The organism is Allofournierella sp., from assembly GCF_048388525.1.
Lineage (GTDB): Bacteria > Bacillota > Clostridia > Oscillospirales > Ruminococcaceae > BQOK01.
Genome location: NZ_DBGCTQ010000049.1, coordinates 132,467 through 152,703 on the forward strand (window position 1 = coordinate 132,467; position 20,237 = coordinate 152,703).

20 protein-coding genes are annotated in these 20,237 nt (G+C 63.4%); 19 read left to right on the plus strand and 1 reads right to left on the minus strand.

The window, feature by feature from the left end:
* Positions 1–75: 75 nt before the first annotated feature.
* The 18 genes from nifJ to ACMLHZ_RS06055 all read left to right on the plus strand — a co-directional run bounded on the left by nifJ (position 76) and on the right by ACMLHZ_RS06055 (position 17,758).
* Positions 76–3,615 (plus strand): pyruvate:ferredoxin (flavodoxin) oxidoreductase, encoded by a 3,540-nt coding sequence (gene nifJ / locus ACMLHZ_RS05970; protein WP_418666858.1) that lies wholly within the window; start codon positions 76–78, stop codon positions 3,613–3,615.
* 281 nt (positions 3,616–3,896) lie between these two features.
* Positions 3,897–4,151, plus strand: a complete 255-nt coding sequence (locus tag ACMLHZ_RS05975; protein ID WP_418666859.1) for a hypothetical protein — start codon at positions 3,897–3,899, stop codon at positions 4,149–4,151.
* A gap of 9 nt (positions 4,152–4,160) precedes the next feature.
* Positions 4,161–4,511, plus strand: coding sequence for a hypothetical protein (locus ACMLHZ_RS05980; RefSeq protein WP_418666860.1), 351 nt, complete (start codon positions 4,161–4,163; stop codon positions 4,509–4,511).
* 289 nt (positions 4,512–4,800) lie between these two features.
* Positions 4,801–5,673, plus strand: coding sequence for a YitT family protein (locus tag ACMLHZ_RS05985; protein WP_418666861.1), 873 nt, complete (start codon positions 4,801–4,803; stop codon positions 5,671–5,673).
* Positions 5,674–5,996: 323 nt separating this feature from the next.
* Complete coding sequence (locus tag ACMLHZ_RS05990; protein WP_418666862.1) at positions 5,997–6,665, plus strand: Rhomboid family protein; 669 nt, start codon at positions 5,997–5,999, stop codon at positions 6,663–6,665.
* 132 nt (positions 6,666–6,797) lie between these two features.
* Positions 6,798–7,121, plus strand: coding sequence for a cyclic-di-AMP receptor (locus ACMLHZ_RS05995; protein WP_177562166.1), 324 nt, complete (start codon positions 6,798–6,800; stop codon positions 7,119–7,121).
* Positions 7,121–8,020, plus strand: a complete 900-nt coding sequence (locus ACMLHZ_RS06000) for a hypothetical protein (RefSeq protein ID WP_418666886.1) — start codon at positions 7,121–7,123, stop codon at positions 8,018–8,020. The genes ACMLHZ_RS05995 and ACMLHZ_RS06000 overlap by 1 nt, the downstream gene beginning before the upstream one ends.
* A gap of 110 nt (positions 8,021–8,130) precedes the next feature.
* Positions 8,131–8,979 (plus strand): PSP1 domain-containing protein, encoded by an 849-nt coding sequence (locus ACMLHZ_RS06005; RefSeq protein WP_418666863.1) that lies wholly within the window; start codon positions 8,131–8,133, stop codon positions 8,977–8,979.
* A gap of 199 nt (positions 8,980–9,178) precedes the next feature.
* Positions 9,179–9,349, plus strand: a complete 171-nt coding sequence (locus ACMLHZ_RS06010) for a DUF362 domain-containing protein (protein WP_177562162.1) — start codon at positions 9,179–9,181, stop codon at positions 9,347–9,349.
* A 107-nt stretch (positions 9,350–9,456) separates the two neighbouring features.
* Positions 9,457–10,161 (plus strand): SAM-dependent methyltransferase, encoded by a 705-nt coding sequence (locus tag ACMLHZ_RS06015; RefSeq protein WP_418666864.1) that lies wholly within the window; start codon positions 9,457–9,459, stop codon positions 10,159–10,161.
* A 6-nt stretch (positions 10,162–10,167) separates the two neighbouring features.
* The gene (gene rsmI / locus ACMLHZ_RS06020) at positions 10,168–11,007 is read left to right on the plus strand and encodes a 16S rRNA (cytidine(1402)-2'-O)-methyltransferase (RefSeq protein ID WP_418666865.1); all 840 of its coding nucleotides are present in this window, start codon (positions 10,168–10,170) and stop codon (positions 11,005–11,007) included.
* The gene (locus ACMLHZ_RS06025) at positions 11,004–11,504 is read left to right on the plus strand and encodes a metallophosphoesterase family protein (RefSeq protein WP_418666866.1); all 501 of its coding nucleotides are present in this window, start codon (positions 11,004–11,006) and stop codon (positions 11,502–11,504) included. The genes rsmI and ACMLHZ_RS06025 overlap by 4 nt, the downstream gene beginning before the upstream one ends.
* Positions 11,488–12,228, plus strand: coding sequence for a biotin--[acetyl-CoA-carboxylase] ligase (locus tag ACMLHZ_RS06030; RefSeq protein ID WP_418666867.1), 741 nt, complete (start codon positions 11,488–11,490; stop codon positions 12,226–12,228). The genes ACMLHZ_RS06025 and ACMLHZ_RS06030 overlap by 17 nt, the downstream gene beginning before the upstream one ends.
* Before the next feature lie 412 nt (positions 12,229–12,640).
* Entirely contained in the window at positions 12,641–13,465 is an 825-nt protein-coding gene (locus ACMLHZ_RS06035; protein ID WP_418666868.1) for a MerR family transcriptional regulator, read from the plus strand.
* Positions 13,466–13,603: 138 nt separating this feature from the next.
* Positions 13,604–14,080, plus strand: a complete 477-nt coding sequence (locus ACMLHZ_RS06040) for an SAM-dependent methyltransferase (protein ID WP_418666869.1) — start codon at positions 13,604–13,606, stop codon at positions 14,078–14,080.
* 204 nt (positions 14,081–14,284) lie between these two features.
* On the plus strand, positions 14,285–14,647 hold the full coding sequence (locus tag ACMLHZ_RS06045) for a BlaI/MecI/CopY family transcriptional regulator (RefSeq protein ID WP_418666870.1): 363 nt from the start codon (positions 14,285–14,287) through the stop codon (positions 14,645–14,647).
* A 5-nt stretch (positions 14,648–14,652) separates the two neighbouring features.
* A complete protein-coding gene (locus ACMLHZ_RS06050; RefSeq protein WP_418666887.1) occupies positions 14,653–16,290 on the plus strand; it encodes a M56 family metallopeptidase in 1,638 nt (545 codons plus the stop codon).
* A 22-nt stretch (positions 16,291–16,312) separates the two neighbouring features.
* A complete protein-coding gene (locus ACMLHZ_RS06055) occupies positions 16,313–17,758 on the plus strand; it encodes a hypothetical protein (protein WP_418666871.1) in 1,446 nt (481 codons plus the stop codon).
* Positions 17,759–17,874: 116 nt separating this feature from the next.
* On the opposite strand, the gene ACMLHZ_RS06060 is transcribed toward ACMLHZ_RS06055, so the two are convergent.
* Positions 17,875–18,510 (minus strand): nuclease-related domain-containing protein, encoded by a 636-nt coding sequence (locus tag ACMLHZ_RS06060; protein ID WP_418666872.1) that lies wholly within the window; start codon positions 18,508–18,510, stop codon positions 17,875–17,877.
* 255 nt (positions 18,511–18,765) lie between these two features.
* Here ACMLHZ_RS06060 and ACMLHZ_RS06065 point away from each other — a divergent pair, with 255 nt between their 5' ends.
* Positions 18,766–20,211: an aldehyde dehydrogenase family protein gene (locus tag ACMLHZ_RS06065; RefSeq protein ID WP_418666873.1), complete on the plus strand. Its 1,446-nt coding sequence runs from the start codon at positions 18,766–18,768 to the stop codon at positions 20,209–20,211.
* The last annotated feature ends 26 nt before the right edge of the window (positions 20,212–20,237 follow it).

Here is a 20,237-nt window from a genome sequence, read left to right on the forward strand (position 1 = left end):
AACATAGGTAATAGCGCCCATTCCCCCACCTGGAGGGAGCGACGTTAAATACTGATAAGTTATGGAGGAAGAAAAATGCCTAGAGCAAAACAGTCCATGGATGGCAACACCGCGGCAGCGCATGTAGCCTATGCGTTTACCGAGGTGGCGGCCATCTACCCCATCACCCCGTCCAGCCCCATGGCGGACTACGTGGACCAGTGGTCCGCGGCGGGCCAGAAGAACATCTTCGGCACGCAGGTCAAGGTCATGGAGATGCAGTCGGAAGCCGGCGCCGCCGGCGCCGTGCACGGCAGCCTGGCTGCCGGCGCCATGACAACCACCTTTACCGCGTCCCAGGGCCTGCTGCTCATGATCCCCAACATGTACAAGATCGCGGGCGAACTGCTGCCCAGCGTGTTCCACGTTTCGGCCCGCACCGTGGCCACCCAGGCGCTGAACATCTTCGGCGACCACTCGGACGTGTATGCCTGCCGCCAGACCGGCTTTGCCATGCTGGCTGAGTCCAACCCCCAGGAGGTCATGGACCTTTCGGCCGTGGCGCACCTGGCCTCCATTGAGGGCCGCGTGCCCTTCATCAACTTCTTCGACGGTTTCCGCACCAGCCACGAGATCCAGAAGATCGAGAAGTGGGATTACGCGGATCTGGCCGAGATGGTGAACTGGGACGCCATTGAGGAGTTCCGCAACCACTCGCTGAACCCCGAGAACCCCTCGATGCGGGGCAGCCACGAAAACGGCGACATCTTCTTCCCGCACCGCGAGGCCTGCAACCGCTACTACGACGAGCTGCCCGCCACCGTGGAAAAATACATGGAGAAGGTCAACGCCAAGATCGGCACCAACTACCAGCTGTTCAACTACTACGGCGCGCCTGACGCCGAGCGGGTCATCATCTGCATGGGCTCGTTCTGCGACGTGGCCGAGGAGGTCGTGGACTACATGACCGCCCACGGCGAAAAGGTGGGCCTGGTGAAGGTGCGCCTGTACCGCCCGTTCGTGGCGGAGAAACTGCTGGCCGCCATTCCCGCCACCGCCAAGAAGATCGCCGTGCTGGACCGCACCAAGGAGCCCGGCAGCCTGGGCGAGCCCCTGTTCCTGGATGTGGTCACCGCCCTGCGCGAAGCGGGCAACGACGCCGCCGTGATCGGCGGCCGCTACGGCCTGGGCTCCAAGGATACCCCGCCCCGCAGCGTGTTCGCCGTGTACGACGAGCTGGCGAAGGCCGAGCCCAAGAGCCGCTTTACCATTGGCATTGTGGACGACGTGACCGGCCTTTCGCTGGAGGAGAAGCCCGCCCCCAACACCGCAGCCGAGGGCACCAAGGAGTGCAAGTTCTGGGGTCTCGGGGGCGACGGCACCGTGGGCGCCAACAAGAACAGCACCAAGATCATCGGCGACCACACCGACAAGTATATCCAGGCGTACTTCCAGTACGACTCGAAAAAGACCGGCGGCGTGACCATCAGCCACCTGCGCTTCGGCGACAAGCCCATCCGCGCGCCCTACTACATCAACAAGGCTGACTTTGTGGCCTGCCACAACCCCAGCTACGTGATCAAGGGCTACAAGATGGTGCAGGACGTGAAGCCCGGCGGCGTGTTCATGATCAACTGCCAGTGGTCGGACGAAGAGCTGGCCCAGCACATGCCCGCTGAATCCAAGCGGTACATTGCGCAGAACAACATCCAGCTCTACACCATCAATGCCATCGACAAGGCGGTGGAGATCGGCCTGGGCAAGCGCACCAACACCATTCTGCAGTCGGCGTTCTTTGCGCTGGCGGGTGTGCTGCCCCGCGAGGACGCCATCAAGTATATGAAGCAGGCCGCCGAGAAGAGCTTCTCCAAGAAGGGCCAGGCCATTGTGGAGATGAACTGGAAGGCCATCGACGCCGGCTTTGACGCCTACCACAAGGTGGAGGTGCCCGCCGATTGGGCAAACGCCGTGGACGCCGGCGACGGCGAGGCGCTGCAGGGCGATCCCGCCACCGTGAAGATGGTGAAGAACATTCTGGAGCCTGTGGCCCGCCAGGACGGCGACAGCCTGCCTGTTTCCGCCTTTGTGGACTATGTGGACGGCCAGTTCGCCCAGGGCGCTTCGGCCTACGAGAAGCGCGGCGTTGCCGTGACCGTGCCCGTGTGGAAGCCCGAGAACTGCATCCAGTGCAACCAGTGCTCGTTTGTGTGCCCCCACGCCACCATCCGCCCGTTTGCCCTGACCGACGAGGAGGTGGCTGCGGCGCCCGCAGGGATCAAGACCGCCGCCATGAAGGGCAAGGGCTGCGAGGGCTACAAGTTCGTGATGACCGTTTCCCCGCTGGACTGCATGGGCTGCGGCGTTTGCGTGAACACCTGCCCCGCCCCGGGCAAGGCGCTGGAGATGGTGCCGCAGGAGAGCCAGGCGGCCGAGCAGCCCGTGTTCGACTACTGTGTGGAGAACGTGCGCAAAAAGGACGGCATGATGGCCGAGACCACCGTGAAAGGCAGCCAGTTCAACCAGCCGCTGCTTGAGTTCAGCGGCAGCTGCGCCGGCTGTGCCGAGACCGCTTACGGCCGCCTGGTGACCCAGCTGTACGGCGAGCGGATGTATATTTCCAACGCCACCGGCTGCTCTTCCATCTGGGGCGGGCCCGCTGCGACCTCCCCCTACACCATGAGCAAGGAGAACGGCCACGGCCCCGCCTGGGCGAACAGCCTGTTTGAGGACAACGCCGAGCACGGCCTGGGCATGTATCTGGGCCAGAAGGTGATCCGCGAGGCGCTGGCCGCCAAGCTGCACGAACTGGCCGAGGTGACCACCAATGACGCCAAGAAGGCCGCCATTGAGGAGTACTTCGCCACTTACGAGGACGGCAACGCCAACGCGGCGGCCACCAAGAAGCTGATCGCCCAGCTGGAGGCCGACCCTGACTGCCAGTACAGCAAGGACATCCTGCCCCAGAAGCAGTATCTTTCCAAGAAGAGCGTGTGGATTTTTGGCGGCGACGGCTGGGCCTACGATATCGGCTTCGGCGGCCTGGACCACGTGCTTGCCTCGGGCGAGGATGTGAACGTGTTCGTGTTCGACACTGAGGTGTACTCCAACACCGGCGGCCAGGCCTCCAAGGCCAGCCAGATCGGCCAGGTGGCGCAGTTTGCCGCCGCCGGCAAGGCCATTGGCAAGAAGAGCCTTTCGGAGATCGCCATGAGCTACGGCTATGTGTACGTGGCCCAGATCGCCATGGGCGCCGACATGAACCAGACCATGAAGGCCATCACCGAGGCCGAGAGCTACCACGGGCCCTCGCTGATCATTGGCTACGCGCCCTGCGAGATGCACGGCGTGAAGGGCGGCATGACCAACTGCCAGGCTGAGATGAAGAAGGCCGTGCAGGCGGGCTACTGGAACATGTTCCGGTTCGACCCCCGCAAGAAGGCCGAAGGCAAGAACCCCTTCAGCCTGGATTCTAAGCCCGCCACCGCGGACTACAAGGAGTTCATCTCCAACGAGACCCGGTACAGCCGCCTGAAGCTGGCTTTCCCCGAGCGCGCTGAGGAGCTGTTCGACCTGGCCGACCAGAAGGCCAAGGAGCGCTACGAGTACCTGGAGAAGCTGGTAAAGCTGTACGAGTGAGCGTGAAGCAGCCCTGAAAACCCCGAGAAAAGGTTTTGCCCCCCGCCGAAAGGCGGGGGGCTTTTTGTGTGAAATGAGAGGCGCTGCGGGGAGGAGCTTGCGTAGGCAAAAGAAACATGCGCAATTTTTATTAAAATTGCGCATGTTTCTTTTCATATTATGGATTATATGATAGGATAAAAATGGAAATAAAAGAAAGGAGAAGGGTCCAATGCATTTGTGTGGGAAAGAGCCTTTTCTTTTGAGAGGGCGCAAATAGTGTTTGGAGCAAAGGGGGAAACATGATCTTAAAGACATGGGCGCTGTGCGCGCTTATCGCCACAGTGGTACAGCTCGTGCTGGCGAGGAAGTGCCGCTGGTATTGGGGCCTGATCCTGCCGGCCTGCTTTGCCGTTTTTACGGTTTATGCGTGGGTAGACCTGGTAAAGATCGGGATCCCCTTCTCGGTGCTGGTTACGCTTGCGATCCCTCCCATCTGGCTGGCCGCCATTTTCGACGTTTTTTATTGGCGCGGGAAATGGAAAGAGGGAAGGTGACGAAAAGAGATGGATCTTATTAGGGAGTTCCTTGTGCGCCACCGCATTTTAGATTGGCAGCTCGGCTGGTTCTTGATCGCGGTGGTGGTGTGCCTGGGGGTGCTGCAGTGGTTCCTGGCAAGAAAAAACCGGATTGCGGTGGGCCTGGTCATTCCGGCGGTCGTGCTGATCACGGTTTCCCCCAGAGTATACGCGGCCCTTTTTCACAGCATTGTGAAAAACAGACCGAATTATTACACGGCGGCGGCGCTGGTGTTTCCGGCGGTCTGGCTGGTCTGCGTATACCTGAGTTCGTATTACCGGCAAAGGTGCCATGCAAAACCGGCGCGGGAAGGACCGGCCGCCGCACACAAGGAGTGAAGCCCGCTGCGGGGTTGCCCGGCCGGTGCGCGGACGTGCGGGCTTGCCACCCCGAGATCCCGCTCCCGCTGCAAAGCGGGGGCTTTTTTGGTTGCCCGGCCCCTGCCCCAAGAGGGAGAAGCGGGGCTGACCGCATAAAGGGCGCAAAGTGCGGCCTTTCTCCCCTGCCCTGCCGCGGATTTGTGTAGCGGGCGGCAAATATGCTATAATACATTTGAGAATGCGGCGCGCTGCCCGGCACTTGTCTGCCGGCGCGGCGCGCGATTTTAAACAGAGGAGGAGGCCGCCTGTGGAAAAACGCGCGAAGCGCAGGGAGTTTTTGCTGGATGTCGCCTACGACCTGGCGGGCAGCGTGCTGTTTGGGGTGGGGGTGTACACCTTTGCGCTGAAGGGAGGGTTTGCGCCGGGGGGCATTTCGGGCCTGGCGCTGATTGTGAACTATCTCTTCGGACTGCCCGTGGGTACCGTGAGCCTGGTGCTGAACATCCCCATCATCCTGTGCACCTACAAGACACTGGGGCACCGCTTTTTTATAAAAAGCCTGCGTACCATGCTGATCAGCACCGCCGTGATCGACCTGGTGCTGCCCCTGTTCCCCGTTTACGAGGGCAACCGGCTGCTGGCGGCGGTGTTCAGCGGCATTTTGATGGGGGCGGGGCTCTCGATCATTTATATGCGGGGTTCCAGCACCGGCGGCGCGGATTTTTTGATCCACACGGCCAAGCGAAAGGCCCCCCACATGAGCTTCGGCCAAATCAGCCTTGCCATGGACGGCATCATCATCCTGGTGGGCGTGCCGGCCTTCGGGGACATCGACTCGGCGCTGTACGGCATGATCGCGGCCTTTGCGCTGACCATTGTGATGGACAAGATCATGTACGGCGCGGGCAGCGGCAAGCTGGCGCTGATCATCACCGACCGGGGCGCCGAGGTGGCCAAAGCCATTGACGAGGCGGTGGAGCGCGGCAGCACCCTGGTGGACGTGACCGGCAGCTACTCGGGCCTTGCCAAATGCATGGTGATGTGCGCTTGCTCGAACAACGAGGTGTTCAAGGTGCGCACCGCCGCCCACGGGGTGGACCGGGGCGCCATGGTGATGATCTGCGAGGCGAACGAGGTGTTCGGTGAGGGGTTCCACCCGCCGGAAATACAACAAAAGTAACGAAAAGTGCAAGGGCAAAAAAGAGTGAAAAATCCATTTTGCAAGGGATTTTCCACAGGGCTGTGAAAAATTTTCCCGAAAGGCTTTACAACAGGTATAAAACCAGGCTTTCCACAAAAAGCGTTGAAAACTCGGTTGAAAGTGTTTAAAACCGCCGTCTGAGTCAAGAGTTTTCAACATATGGATCCCCCGCGGAAAAGCCGGTTTAACTTTTTGTTGAAGAAGCCGGGGAAAAAGTGGAAAGAATCGCCTGTTTCGTAAAAGATTTTCCACAAATATATGGTACAACAAAAACAAATCTTGACTGAAAAGGAGCAACGCCGATGGATTGGCTTACAAAAATGGAACAGCGCTGGGGGCGCAGAGCGCCCCGGAACCTGATGCTGGTGATCGTGGGCGGGCAGATCGCCGTGTGGCTGGTGGTGATGCTGGCTTATCAGAACCTGTATTACCTGATCCAGCTGACCCGCAGCGGGCTGGCGGCGGGGCAGGTGTGGCGGCTGGTGAGCTTTGTGTTCAGCCCGGTGAGCATGACCTGGAACCCGCTGCTGTTCGCGCTGGCGCTGTATCTGATCTATATGATCGGCACCTCGTTGGAGCGGGCCTGGGGCAGCTTTAAATTTGACATGTACCTTGTGCTGGGCATGGCCGGGGCGTGGATCGCCTGCCTGATCACCGGCTACAGCGACGCCATGGCGCTGTATTATTCGCTGTTTCTGGCCTTTGCGTACCTGTTCCCGGAGGTGCGGCTGATGCTGTTCTTCTTTATCCCTGTGAAGGTGAAGTGGCTGGGCTGGATCGCGGCGGCCATGTGCCTGCTGAACATCCTGGCGCCGCTGTTTTTCGGCGACTGGCGCAGCAGCGCCGCGCTGGTGGTGGGCCTGGCGAACTTTTTGCTTTTCTTCGGAAAGGGCACGGTGCAGGCCATCCGGGCCGAGATCAAAAACCGCCGGCGCCGCCGCGAGTGGCAGAACCAGTGGCGTGACCGGTAAAAACCGCCGAAAGGCCGCGCGGCAAGGGCGGCCGGCCACACTTTTTTGTGGAATTTTGCGCGCCGCCATGCTATAATGAACGTAAAGAGAGCACCGGGCCTTTTGCCCTGCTCTGAAAGGGGAGCTGCCAATATGAAACTCATCACTGCGATCGTGAACAAAGAGGACTCCAAGCATGTTTGTAACGAGCTGATCAAGGCGGGCTTCTCGGTCACGCGGCTGTCCACCACGGGCGGCTTTTTGATGGCCGGCAATATGACCCTGCTGATCGGCACCGAGGACGAGAAGGTGGACGAGTGCATCGGGCTGATCGCGGGCTGCTGCAAGCAGCGCACCGAGGTGGTGCCCAGCACCGCCAGCTACGGCATTGGGGTGGCCACGGCCTACCCCCTGCAGGTCACGGTGGGCGGGGCGACCGTGTTCGTGACAAATGTGGAGCGGTTCGAAAAGCTGTGATGCTGGACCGGCTGGCGGGAAACGCCGAACTGAAACAGGACTTGCAGGCCGCCCTGCGCGCAGGGCGGCTTTCTCATAGTGTGCTGCTGTGCGGCGAGGCGGGCTGCGGCGCGGGCTTTGCGGCCCGGTGCCTGGCTGCCGACCGGCTGTACCCCCAGGGCGGGCCGCAGGCCGAGGCCGTGCTGGCCGGCCGGGCAGCCGAGTGCTGTGAGGTGCGGGGCGAAGGGGCCTCGGGCGAGATCAGGATCGACCGGGTGCGCCAGGTGCGCCGCCAGGTGTTTGACACCGCACTTTCCGCCGAGGGGCGGGTGGTGATTTTTTACGGCGCCCACAAGCTGAACGGCCCCAGCGCAAACGCGCTGCTGAAGGTGCTGGAAGAGCCGCCCGAGGGGGTGCTGTTTGTGCTGACGGCCACTGGGGCGGCCGCGGTGCTGCCCACCATCCGCAGCCGGTGCGAGGGTTATACCGTGGCGCCGGTGAGCGCGGCCGAGTGCGAGGCGTACCTGAAAAAGGAATTCCCGGCCTGCGCAAGGCCCGGCCTGCTGGCCCGGGTGTATGCGGGGCGGATCGGCCTGGCCCGGGCCGCTGCCGGCGAGCCGGAGGCCGCCCGCAGCCTGGACGAGGCGCTGGAGCTGGCCCGCGCTGTGGGCGAAAAAAACGAGTATGAGCTTTTGGTGCGGCTGGCGGGCTATGAAAAGGACAAGCCCGCCGCCCAGCGCCTTCTGCGGGACCTTGCCAGCGTGGCGGCCGCCGCGCTGGAGGGGGAAACGAGCCTTGGCCTGCCGCCCAAAGCGGCTGCCCGCACGGCGGCGCTGTGCGGCGCGGCGGTGCAGGATATGGCCCGGAACCTGAACCAGAAGCTGCTGCTAACGTGCCTGGCTGCACGGCTGGCCGGCTAGCGGCGCACCGGGGGCCGGCGTTCCCTTTCTTCTTTACAAACTTTTGCCCAAGTTCCGCCGCGGGCAAAAGAAATGAACACCCGCCCCGCGGCAGGGCAAGCGAGAACCATATGAAAAAGATCGTTTCCGTCCGCTTTAAGCCGGGCGGCAAAGCCTATTATTTTGACCCCACCGGGTTTGAGATCCAGACCGGCGACCACGTGATTGTGGACACCGCCCGCGGCACCGAGTGCGGCGAGGTGGTGGCCGGGCCCCGGGAGGTGCCGGACAGCCAGGTGGCCCACGAGCTGAAACCCGTCAAGCGCATGGCCGACGCGGTGGACGTGCGCCGTATGGAAAAAAACCGGGCCGATGAAAAGGCCGCCTTTGAGGTGTGCAGCCAGCGCATCGAGGCTCACAAGCTGGATATGAAGCTGGTGGAGGCGGAGTACAACCTGGACCGCACCAAGATCGTGTTCTACTTTACTGCCGACGGCCGCATCGACTTCCGGGACCTGGTAAAGGACCTGGCCGGGGTATTCCACACCCGGATCGAGCTGCGGCAGATCGGCGTGCGGGACGAGAGCAAGATGCTGGGAGGCCTTGGGATCTGCGGGCAGCCCTTTTGCTGCAGCCGCTTTTTGAAGGAGTTCCAGCCGGTTTCCATCAAGATGGCGAAGGAACAGGGGCTTTCGCTCAACCCCACCAAGATCAGCGGCAGCTGTGGGCGGCTGATGTGCTGCCTTTCCTATGAGCAAAAGGCCTATGAATACCTGAACGGCATCACCCCCATGCCGGGCAGCATTGTGCGCACGCCGGACGGAGACGGCATGGTGGTGGAGGCAAACCCGGTGAGCGGCATGCTGAAGGTGCGGTTCCAGAACGAGGCGCTGGCCCCAAAATACTATAAGCGCAGCGAGTGCACCTACCTGCGGGGCGGCAAACGCGCGCCCCGGGCGCCGGACCCGGAAGAGGAATAAGCAGGGGGTTTTTGGGCCACACTGCTACCAAAGGCACGGCAAAGTTTTCGGCAAATTTTCACCTGCAGGGCCTTGTTCTTTTTGGATTTTATGCTACAATAAACCCATAAAGGGGCAATGCCCCCTGCCCGCGCGGCGCCCGCTTTCTCTGGGCCTGCGGCGGGCGCCAAAGAATATGGAGAAAAAGGAGAGAATGATCATGGCTTATAAGATCACTGACGCCTGCGTTTCCTGCGGCACCTGCGAGGGCGAGTGCCCCGTGAGCGCCATCAGCCAGGGCGACGGCAAGTACGAGATCGACCCTGATACCTGCATTTCCTGCGGTACCTGTGCCGGCGCTTGCCCTGTGGGCGCCATCGAAGAGGGCTGAAAAAGCCCCCTTGAGGCGGTAAAACAAAAAAGAGCGGCGGGTGGATTCACCTGCCGCTTTTTCTGTGCCGCGCCCGGCGCGGCGGGCTGCAAAGAGGTGAAACGCGAGTGGATTATTCGGCAGAGACATTGTATAATGGAACCAGTGTGTATGTGAGCGGGGCGCACCGCTTTGGCACCGACGCCATGCTGCTTTCGGCGTTTTGCAGGCCGCGGCGCGCCGAGCGGGCGGTGGATCTGTGCAGCGGGTGCGGCATCGTGGCGCTGCGCTGGCATGATCTGGGCCACCGGGGTCCCTGCCTTGCGGTGGAAAAGGAGCCGGAGGGCACGGCGCTGCTGGAGCTGGCGCGGTGTAAAGACCCGGAACTGGCGCACATCCTGCCGCTGTGCATGGACCTGAACGAGCTGCCCGGCACGGGCGAAGAGCACCTGGTGGCGGCCAATCCCCCGTATTTTACCGGCGGGCGCGCCAGCCCCAGCCCCGCGCGGGCCGCAGCCCGGCACGAGGGGGGCTGCACCCTGGAGCAGGTGGCGGCCGCCGCGGCCCGCCTTTTACGGGACGGCGGGCGCTTTGCGCTGTGCCACCGGCCGGACCAGCTGGCGCGGGTGTGTGCCGCGCTGGCCGCGGCGCGCCTGGAGCCCAAGCGGATCGCCTTTGCAAAGCAGGAGCCGGACGGCGCGCCCTGGCTGTTTTTGTTGGAGGCGCAGAAGAACCGCCGGCCCGGCCTGCGCTTTGAGCCGGATATCCTGATGGCGGACGAGGCGGGCCGCCCCAGCGCCCAGCTGCAAAAGATTTACAAGGAAGGGATGTGAAGGGGCATGCAGGGTACCCTGTACATCGTGGGGACCCCCATCGGGAACCTGGAGGATCTGACCCCCCGGGCGGCCGCGGCCTTTGGCAACGCGGATTTTATTGCCGCCGAGGACACCCGGGTCACCTTAAAGCTGCTCAACCACCTGGGGATCAAAAAGCCCATGGTGAGCTATTATGAGCACAATTTGAAGGAGCGGGGAGACTATATTTTGAGCCGCATCGAGGCGGGCGAGAGCTGCGCTTTGTGCAGCGACGCCGGCATGCCCGCCATCTCGGACCCGGGCGAGGTGATCGTGCGGGACGCGCTGGCAAGGGGCATCCGGGTGACGCCGGTGCCGGGGCCCAGCGCCTGTGTGACCGCGCTGGCGGTGAGCGGCCAGGCCACCGGGCGTTTTGTGTTTGAGGGCTTCCTGCCCATGAACGCACGCCAGCGCAAAGAGCGGCTGGCAGCCCTTGCCGGCGAGGAGCGCACCGTGATCTTTTACGAGGCCCCCCACAAGCTGCGGGCCACCCTGGCGGATCTTGCCGCGGCGTTTGGCCCCGAGCGGGGCGTGACCCTGGCGCGGGAGCTGACCAAGCTGCACGAGGAAGTGGACAAGACCACCCTGGGCGCGGCGGCGGCGCATTATGCGGACACCGCCCCCCGGGGGGAGTATGTGCTGGTGATGGAGGGCGCGGCGGCCCCCGCGCCCGAGGCGGTGAGCCTGCAGGAGGCCGCGCAGCGCGCCCGCCGCTTGATCGAAGAGGGGCTTTCGCCCACGGCGGCGGCAAAGCAGGCCGCGGCGGGCACCCCCTATTCCAAGAGCGAAGTGTACCGGCTGCTTGCCAGGGAGGGCGAAACATGAAACGAATCCTGATCATGAGCGACACCCACGGCATGGCGAGCGCCTACCGGCGGGTGCTGGCAAGGGAAAAAGAACTGGACGCGCTGATCTTTTTGGGGGACGGGCTGCGGGATTTGGAGGTGGTGGAGGGGCTGCGCCCCCGCCTGCCGGTGTATGCGGTGCGGGGCAACTGCGATTTCAGCGCTTTGGAGCCGGTGGACGGCCTGGCGGCGTTTGCCGGGGTGTGCGTTTACTACACTCACGGGCACCTGTTCGGCGTGAAGTACGATCTGTACCAGCTGGCGGGCCTTGCCCGGGAGCGGGGGGCGGACATCGCCCTGTTCGGCCACACCCACATCCCCGCCAAGGAACAGTTCGGCGACGTGACCCTGTTTAACCCCGGCAGCGCGGGGATGCCCCGGCACGGGCAGGCCACCTACGGCCTGCTGAGCCTGCCGGGGGGCGGCGCGTTCCAGCTGGAACACAGAGAGGTGCCGGAATTTGAAGACTACGACTGAGCCGGCGCTGTATCATTTGCAGACGGTGGGCAGCACCAACGCCTGGTGCAAGGAGCGCTTTGCGGGCCTTGAGGATGGCGCGGCGGTGTGGGCCGATGCCCAGACGGCGGGGCGCGGGCGGCTGGGGCGGGCCTGGCACAGCGCGCCGGGCGCGGCGCTGTATTACACGGTGGTGTTCAAGCGGCCCTTTGCCCAGCCCGCCTGCCTGCCGCTGGCGGTGAGCCTGGAAACAGCCGCCGCGCTGCGGGTGGAATTCGGCGCGGCGTGCGCGGTGAAATGGCCCAATGACCTCTTGCTGGGCGGCAAAAAACTGGTGGGCATTCTGTGCGAGGGGGTGCCGGGCGGCATCGTGTGCGGCATCGGGGTGAACCTGCGCCAGAGCCGGGCGGAGTTTGAGGCGGCCGGGCTGCCCCACGCGGCCAGCCTGGAAGCCGGGGGCATTCCCCTGCCCCGGGACGCCGCTGCGCGGCTGGCCGCGGTTTTGAGCGCCCGCTTTGCCCCCGGCGGACCGCTGAGCGCCTTTTGCGAGAGCGGCTTTGCCGCGGTGCGGGAGGAATACCGGGCGGCGTGCGTGAACCTGGGCCGCCCGGTGGAATTTGAGGGGGGCCGGGGCGTGGCGGAGGACGTGGACGAAGAGGGGCGGCTGGTGGTGCGCACCGAGGAGGGGACGGCCTCCGTTTTTACCGGCGAGGTGAGCGTGCGGGGGATCTACGGAAAGGTATGAAGGGGAGCCGCCGCTTGAGAGAGGGCGCTTTGCGCCGCGGCGGCAAAGGGGACCCGGCGGGCCAGAGAGGAAAAAAACAGGATTTTTAAGATTCACAGAAAGTTAACAGAGCTTTAAAACTTCTTACGCAAGTTCCGGGTATACTAAAATCACAGGACGGAGGAGCCGCAACCGAAGTCCTGTACATGATTCCTCCTCACACCAAAGCGATACCCCTTAAACGCCCCCCGTGATCCGCAAGCACGGGGGGCACTTTTTTGCCCTTTCCCCGGCCGACGAGCCGGGGACTTTTTTTGCCGGAAAAACCCCGCAGAAGGGCAGCCGCGCCCGGTCCCCCTGCCCCGCGGCCGGGGATTGAAGAATGCCTCCGCAGCCGGTATACTGAGACAAACAGGCAAGGAGGCGGGCGGCCATGTTCAGGATCGGCGAATTTTCCAGGCTGACACAGGTGTCGGTGCGGATGCTGCGGTATTACGACGCACAGGGGCTTTTAAAACCCGCCCTGACCGACCCATTTACCGGCTACAGGCTGTATACCGCGGAGCAGATCCCGCAATTGCAGCGGGTGCTTTTGCTGCGGGACGCCCAGTTCACGGTGGGCGAGATGGCCCCCCTGCTGGCGCGGTGGGAGGAGGGCGCGGTAGCGGAAGGCCTGCGGGCGAAAAGGCGGGAGCTGGAGGAGGAGCTGGAGCGGCAGCGGCGGCGGGTGGAAAAGATCGATGCGGCGCTGGAGGACCTGGCCGGCGGGCGGCTGGAGGTGCACTGCAATGTGGTGCTGAAAGCAGCCCCAGGCGGGCTGATCCTGGGGCTGCGGCAGGTGATCCCCGACCACTTCTGCGAGGGGCGCCTGTGGGAAAGGCTGTATGATTTTATGCGGCGGGAGGAAGCGGAGCCCCTGCCGGGAGCGAGCAACCTGGCGCTTTTTTACGATGAGGGCCAGCGGGAGGAGGGCGTGGACGTGGAGGTGGCCGTGCGGGTGAGCCGGATGGGGCAAAGCAAGGAGGGGTTTGTATACCGGCAGCTGGAACCGGTGGACACGATGGCCTGCGTGATGGTGCGCGGCCCCTATGAAAACATCGGCCCGGCCTACCACGCGTTCGCCCGGTGGCTGGAAGCGCACCGCCGGTACGAGATGGCCGGGCCCAGCCGGCAGATCTGCCATGTGGGCCCCTATGGGGAGGCCGACCCGGAAAAGTTTTTGACCGAGGTGCAGACCCCGGTGCGGCTGCGGGCCTGAGGCCGCCCGATGGGCGGCGGGCTGGGTGAGGGCGCGGAGGCCTTGAAAAAAGACGGGGGCGGAAAAGAACAAAAGGGCTTGACTCTGCCACGGTGTGAGGGTCTACACTGGGATCATCACAAAAAGGAGGCGGCAGCCATGAAGCAGTTTACCCTATCCCCCATCGGCAGCGTGGAAGGAGAAGAGGGCGCCCAGTTCATCCAGCTCGCGCCCGGATATGCACCCGCCCTGGAGGGGCTGGAGGGATTCAGCCACATCAACGTGCTGTGGTGGTTCGACCGGTGCGACACGCCCAAGGACCGGGCGGTGCGCGGCGCAGACAGCCCCTACACCCGCGGGCCGGCCTATATGGGCATTTTTGCCACCCGCTCGCCCCGGCGGCCAAACCCCATTGCGCTGTCAGTGGTGCAGGTGCTGGGGATCGACCAAAGGGCGGGCCGGGTGTGGATCGCCTACTGCGACGCGGCGCCCGGCACCCCGGTGCTGGACCTGAAACCCTATACCCCCAGCATCGACCGGGTGAAGGAGCCCCGGGTGCCCCGCTGGTGCGGCCACTGGCCAAAGGACGTGGAGAGCGCGGGAGAGTTTGACTGGGAAAGCGAATTCAACTTTTAAAAAGGCCTGGCGGTACAGCCGGGGCGGTGGGGCGGCAGCCCCCTGCCCCGGAGAAAGGGCGGAAAAGGCGGCGGCTTTGCAGGGCAAGGCCGCCGCTTTTTGCGCTTTTGTGAAAATCTTTTTAAAAAGCGTTGACAAATCCATTTTACTGCAATAAAATGAAGATGCTGTTTTATTGCAGTAAAATAGAAAGGGGAAACGGATATGCCGGAAGTGAAGCTGTTTGATTCGGAGAGGAAGATCATGGAATGCCTGTGGGAAAAGGGTGCGATGACCGCCAAGGAGCTGGCCGGGGAGCTGGAAAAGACCGTGGGATGGAGCAAGCCCACCACCTATACCGTGCTGCGCAAGTGCGTGGCAAAGGGCGCGGTGGAGCGCATGGAACCCGGCTTTCGCTGCCGGGCGCTGGTGAGCCGGGCCGAGGTGTGCCGGCAGGAGACCGACGAATTGATCCGGCGCAACTACGGCGGCTCGGCCGACCGGCTGGTGGCCAGCCTTTTGGGGGGCAAAAAGCTCTCGGCCCAGGAGATCGAAGGCATGAAAAAACTCATTGAGGAATTGGAGTGAACGCAATGCTCTCTTTGCTGGAAATGAGCGCCTATGGGGGCGCGATGATCCTGGCGGTGATCCTGGTGCGGGCGCTGGCGATGAACCGGCTGCCCAAGGCGATGTTCCTGGCGCTGTGGGCCCTGACCCTGGCGCGGCTGGCGCTGCCGGTGAGCCTGCCCTCCCCTGCCAGCATCTGGGCGGCGGCGGGCAGGCTGCCCGGGCTGCCGCAGCGGGCCGGGGTGCTTGCCGCCGACGGCGCACAAACCGCCGCCCTGACCGGCGCAGCGGGCGCTGCCGTGCCCTGGACGGCGCTGTGGATCGGGGGCGGCCTGGCGCTGGCGGTGTTTTTCCTGGCGGCGCACCTGCGGGCAAGGAGGGATTACCTGGCCTCGCTGCCGGCAAGCGACGGCGCGATCCTGGAATGGATGGCGGAAAACCGGCTTCGACGCCCGGTGCAGGTGCGGGTGTCGGACCAGATCGCCTCGCCCCTGACCTACGGGGTGCTGCGGCCGGTGATCCTGCTGCCCAGCGCGCTGGAGGGCGGGGACGGGCAGACGGCTGCCTTTGTGCTGGCCCACGAGATGGCCCATGTGCGCCGGTTTGACGCGCTGACCAAATGGCTGTTGGCCGCGGTGCTGTGCCTGCACTGGTTCAACCCCCTGGTGTGGGCCATGTACGTGCTGGCGGGGCGGGATCTGGAGCTGGCCTGCGACGAGGCGGTGGTGCGGCAGTACGGCCGCGGCGCCCGGGCGCCCTATGCCCTGGCCCTGGTGGGCATGGCAGAGCAGCACGGCGGCTTTGCGCCCCTGACCAGCAGCTTTTCCAGGAACGCCCTCACCGAGCGGATCACCGCGATCATGAAGGCAAAGCCCCTGACTGCTTTCGGCATGGGGGCAGGGCTTATGCTGGCGGCGGCGGTGGCGGTGGTGTTTGCAACCTCGGCCCCGGCGCGCCAGCAAAAGGCAGTGGCCGAAAACGTGCAGCCCGGCGGCATCAGGACCCTGGTAGGGGATGTGCTGGTGGGCATGACAGCCCAAACGGGCGTCACCGTTCAGGCGGGCACGGACAGCGGGTGGAACGGTTACACCAAGGCCGAGTACGATACGCTGCTGGCCGCTTTGCCGGGCAAGGGGTACGGGGAAATGAGCATTGCGGCGTTCAACCGGGCGGTGAACGCCGCCCTGACCGCCGGGGATGAGAACGGGATGGAGCTTTACGAGAGAGTGCTGGCGTTCCTGCCGGAGGGCGACGAGAACGAGACGTTTTTGCGCAACACGGTGCAGGCCTCCTGGAACGAGTATGCCGCCCGGCTGGACGAGGCGTATTCCGGCAGGCGAAACGACCCGGTGTTCCGGGGCCGGGCAGCGGTGAGCCGCAAGCGGGAGGTCTTTGGCCGGCAGGTGGGCGCCGAGGTGACGGCCGATTACAGCTTTGCGTACCGCATCCTGGATCAGGACGGCCTGACCGTGGCGGGGCGGGATCAGTTTTTGCAGCAGGCCATGCAGGCCGCCCAGAAGACCCTGGAGGCCCAGGTGCAGGCGGGCGGCGATGAGGCTGCCCTGCGAAGCGCCCTTGCACAGGCGGGAAAAGAACTGACAAACGGCAAGATCGAATTTGTGGGCTATGAGCTCGACGGCCTGGAAGTACTGAACGACGATTAAAAGTGAAAGCGAGGAGTTCGCAATGAAGCGGATGAAAAAGGCCCTGGCCGGGCTGCTGGCGCTGGCGCTGGCGGCGGGGTGCGCCGGCTGCGGCGGGGCGCCGGGGCAAAGCCCTGCGCCAGCCGGTTCGCCCACCACGGCGGTGTTTTCCGGCGGGAACGGGCGGCGGTACTACTGGCGCGGCAGCAGCGACAAGATGGAAAAATACACCCAGGCGGATTATGACCGGGTGCTGGCGCTGAAGGCCGAGGGGTATGAGCAGCTGCCGCTGGAGCAGTTTGAAGCGGCCGCGATGAAGGTGGAGGATGAAACCGCCTACCACGAGGCGGAGGAGGCGTTCCGGCGGCTGTGGAACACCCTGCCCGAGACCGACCCGAACTGGGGGTTTTTCAGCAGTACGGTCTACAATACCTGGCAGGCCTGTGAGAAAAAGCATTACAACGCCTGTGCGCACAACCAGGACCCCTGGTACAGCGGATGGGCCGGGTACGAGACCCACGGCGATGTGTTCGGTGACGATGTGGTGCTGACCGGCGCGTATGCGGATTTTGACTTCACCTATCACCCGGAAAGCGGCGCGGCCCTGACCGTGGGCGGGCGGGATGAGGCGCTGCGCAGCATTGAGGCCGGGATCGAGGCCTTTTTGAAAAAGCAGAGCGCCGCGGCACTGAAGGATGAAAAAAAGATGGAGAAGGCCTTGCAGGCGGAGCTGGAGCGCAGCCTGAAGGCCTGGACGGGCGGCCTTGTGTGGGGCGGCCAGAGCGAGGTTTCGTATTATTACGACCAGCCCTTCGGCGAGGAGGACCCGCAGAAGGAAAGCACCCTTGTGCAGGGCGGAGTCGCGGAGAGCGGCTGGAACGGTGAGAAAAAATACACCCGCGCCCAGTACGATCTGGCGATAAAGCTGCTTCGCTTTGAAAACTACGGGAACATGACGGTGGCGGAATTCAATCGCAGGGTGCACGCGGCCTTTCAACAGGACGAATTCCGAGAGGACTACGAAAACGGCCTGATGTACGCCTATGAGATCGTGCGGGCCACCCTGGAAGAAACCGACCCCAATTACAGCTTTTTCTGGGATACCGTTCCCACCGCCGAAAACGAGTACGACGCGCGGGCCAATTCGGTGGCGTGGGGCAGGGATGTGGACCCGGAGCGCACGGAGGACCTTTCGCTGGATGTGCAGGAGGATGTGTTCGGCGACAAGGTGGTGGTGGGCGGAGCCCAGGGCTATTATACCTACACCTACCGGCTGCTGGACGCAAACACCCTGACGGTGGCCCAGCGGGACGCCTTTTTCAAGGCCGTGGAGAGCGGGGTGCGCCGGACGGTGAGCGAGACGCTGCAGAGCGGCACAATGAGCAAAAGCGAATTTAAAAAGGCGGTGGAGGCGGCCGGGAAAGCGGCGTCCACCGAGCTTGTGGCTTTTACCGGCTGCGAGGTGGATTATTTTGAGATTTACCGCTGAGCGGCCCGGCGCCGCGTCGGCGGCAGGCAGATAGGAAGAGCGCGTTCCCCGCGGCGGCTTTGTGCCGCGGGGAACGCGCTCTTTTTGTGACTGGTGCGATTGGAAGGAAAGAAGGGTCAGCCCTGGGTGAAGGCCGCGGCCACCGGCTCGACCTGGATCTTTTTGTCCTCCTCGAACCGGCTGGACTTTAAGTAGGCGGAAAAGCTTTTTTCGGTGTAGTGCCCGGTGGAGCGGGGCAGCGCCAGCTGCACGCGCTTGCCGGTGAACACCACCACCGTTTCCACCGGCACGCTTTTGAGCCCGGCGGCAAACAGCGCGTCGCGCAGGACAAGGCCGCTTTGTTTTGAGCGGGCTATGGGATTTTTGAATTTGCGGCGGGCGCCGTTCACGGTCTGCACCCACTCGGCTTCGTCCGGACTGCCGTACACCTCGCCCCCGTACCCCAGGCATTTGACCCCCAGCACGCCGAACCAGCCCACCAGCACCGCATCCAGATCGGTGGTGCCGTGCACGCCGGTGACCGCCACAGGCGCCACGACCTTGTATTCGTGCAGAGCGGCATACCGGCGCAGCTGGCGGACCACCGCCTCGGCGCCCTTGTGCTCGTCGTCCGGCAGGTTGCCGGGCTTTTTTTCTTTTTGAGGCGCAGAGCCGCCCCGGCCCTTGCGCACCAGGTTGATCACATAGATCGTGAGGGCGAAGGCCAGAACCCCTGCCAGCACGAGAAGGATGATGAAAACAATGTCGTTCATACGAGCGCTCCTTACCGCCGGGCCAAAAAACCGGCGCGGCTTTTAGATGAATGTTTATTTTATATTGTAACAAAGCGCGCGCGTGTTTTCAAGAACGGTATTTTGTCCCGGAGAAATGGCGCGATGGCCCGAAGCTCTTGCAGAAAAAAATGAATGTAAAATGAAAAAGTATTGACAATATTGTGGAATATAGTTATGATATTATCAACAAGTAACTTTTGATAACTCAAAAGTTTTCCAACAAATGAAAATCATTTGGGAGGTAGTACCATGAGCGAGATCACCGAAAAGGACAGAGAAGTGATCGCGGGCCTGATGGAGCGCGCCCGCGCGGCACAAAAACAATTTGAAGAGCAGTTCACCGACCAGGAGACCCTGCGCGAGATTGTGCGGCACATCGGGTGGATGGGCGTGAAGTATGCCGAGACGATCGCCGAGATGGCGGCCCGCGAGTCCCGCATGGGCAAATACGAGTCCAAGGTGGCCAAGATGAACAGCAAGATGCGCGGTACCATGCGGGATCTGCTGAACGCAAAGACCGTGGGCGTGGTGGAGGAATGGCCGGAGAAGGGCCTGACCCGCATGGTGAAACCCGTGGGTGTGGTGGGGGCAATCATTCCCTGCACCAACCCCGAGGCAACCCCCTTTATCAAGGCGATGGACGCGATCATCTGCCGGGACGCAATCATCTTCAGCCCCCATCCCCGCACCGCGGGCACCAATAAGTTCTGCTGTGACCTGATGCGCAAGGTGCTGAAAAAGTTCGGCGCGCCCGAGGACCTGGTGCTCAGCATCGACGAGCCCACCATGGGCGCCTCGGCCGAACTGATGGCCCGGTGCGACCTGGTGGTGGCCACCGGCGGCGGGGGCCTGGTAAAGGCGGCTTATTCCTCCGGCACGCCGGCCTACGGCGTGGGCGCGGGCAACGCGGTGGTGATCGTGGACGAGACCGCCGAGCTGGCGGACGCCTGCGACAAGATCTACGCCAGCAAGGTGTTCGACAATGCCACCAGCTGCTCTTCGGACAACAGCATTGTGGTGCAGGACGCCGTGTACGGCGAGGTGCTGGAACGGCTGCAGGCAAAGCACGGCTACCTGTGCACCCCCGAGGACCAGGAAAAGCTGCGGCAGATGATGTTTTTGCCCACCGGCCATTACAACGGAAAGATGGGCTTTGCGGGCGCGAGCCCTGAACGGATCGCGGAGCTGGCGGGCATTACCGATATGCCCCAGGGCACCGAGTTCTTCATTGTGCAGGAAAACCCCGCCAGCCCGGACGAGATCGGCAGCTTTGCCTACCCCTTCGGCGGCGAAAAGCTGTGCGTGGTGCTGAACGTGTTCCGCTACGGGCAGTTCGACGAGGCGGTGGAGATCGTGAACGCCTGCCACCGGTTCAGCGGGCTGGGGCACAGCTGCGGCATCCACACAAAGCGCGAGGACCGGGTGATGGAGCTGGCGGCGCGCACCTACACCAGCCGGGTGATGGTGAACCAGGCCACCAGCCTTGCCAACAGCGGCAGCTTTACCAACGGTATGCCCTTTACCCTTTCGCTGGGGTGCGGCACCTGGGGCGGCAACAGCGCCTCGGAAAACATCACCTACAAGCAATTTTTGAACAATACCTGGGTGGCGCGCCCCTGCGCCGAGGATAAGCCCAGCGACGAGGAGCTGTTCGGCGCGGCCATGCAGTGCGAGCTGTAACGCGCCGCGCACACCCTTGCAGAAAG

Bases quoted from the DNA above. Each gene is read 5' to 3' on its own strand.
- nifJ (WP_418666858.1), top strand. From the start codon at position 76: ATGCCTAGAGCAAAACAGTCCATGGATGGCAACACCGCGGCAGCGCAT.
- ACMLHZ_RS05975 (WP_418666859.1), top strand. From the start codon at position 3,897: ATGATCTTAAAGACATGGGCGCTGTGCGCGCTTATCGCCACAGTGGTA.
- ACMLHZ_RS05980 (WP_418666860.1), top strand. From the start codon at position 4,161: ATGGATCTTATTAGGGAGTTCCTTGTGCGCCACCGCATTTTAGATTGG.
- ACMLHZ_RS05990 (WP_418666862.1), top strand. From the start codon at position 5,997: ATGGATTGGCTTACAAAAATGGAACAGCGCTGGGGGCGCAGAGCGCCC.
- ACMLHZ_RS05995 (WP_177562166.1), top strand. From the start codon at position 6,798: ATGAAACTCATCACTGCGATCGTGAACAAAGAGGACTCCAAGCATGTT.
- ACMLHZ_RS06000 (WP_418666886.1), top strand. From the start codon at position 7,121: ATGCTGGACCGGCTGGCGGGAAACGCCGAACTGAAACAGGACTTGCAG.
- ACMLHZ_RS06005 (WP_418666863.1), top strand. From the start codon at position 8,131: ATGAAAAAGATCGTTTCCGTCCGCTTTAAGCCGGGCGGCAAAGCCTAT.
- ACMLHZ_RS06010 (WP_177562162.1), top strand. From the start codon at position 9,179: ATGGCTTATAAGATCACTGACGCCTGCGTTTCCTGCGGCACCTGCGAG.
- rsmI (WP_418666865.1), top strand. From the start codon at position 10,168: ATGCAGGGTACCCTGTACATCGTGGGGACCCCCATCGGGAACCTGGAG.
- ACMLHZ_RS06025 (WP_418666866.1), top strand. From the start codon at position 11,004: ATGAAACGAATCCTGATCATGAGCGACACCCACGGCATGGCGAGCGCC.
- ACMLHZ_RS06035 (WP_418666868.1), top strand. From the start codon at position 12,641: ATGTTCAGGATCGGCGAATTTTCCAGGCTGACACAGGTGTCGGTGCGG.
- ACMLHZ_RS06040 (WP_418666869.1), top strand. From the start codon at position 13,604: ATGAAGCAGTTTACCCTATCCCCCATCGGCAGCGTGGAAGGAGAAGAG.
- ACMLHZ_RS06045 (WP_418666870.1), top strand. From the start codon at position 14,285: ATGCCGGAAGTGAAGCTGTTTGATTCGGAGAGGAAGATCATGGAATGC.
- ACMLHZ_RS06050 (WP_418666887.1), top strand. From the start codon at position 14,653: ATGCTCTCTTTGCTGGAAATGAGCGCCTATGGGGGCGCGATGATCCTG.
- ACMLHZ_RS06055 (WP_418666871.1), top strand. From the start codon at position 16,313: ATGAAGCGGATGAAAAAGGCCCTGGCCGGGCTGCTGGCGCTGGCGCTG.
- ACMLHZ_RS06060 (WP_418666872.1), bottom strand. From the start codon at position 18,510: ATGAACGACATTGTTTTCATCATCCTTCTCGTGCTGGCAGGGGTTCTG.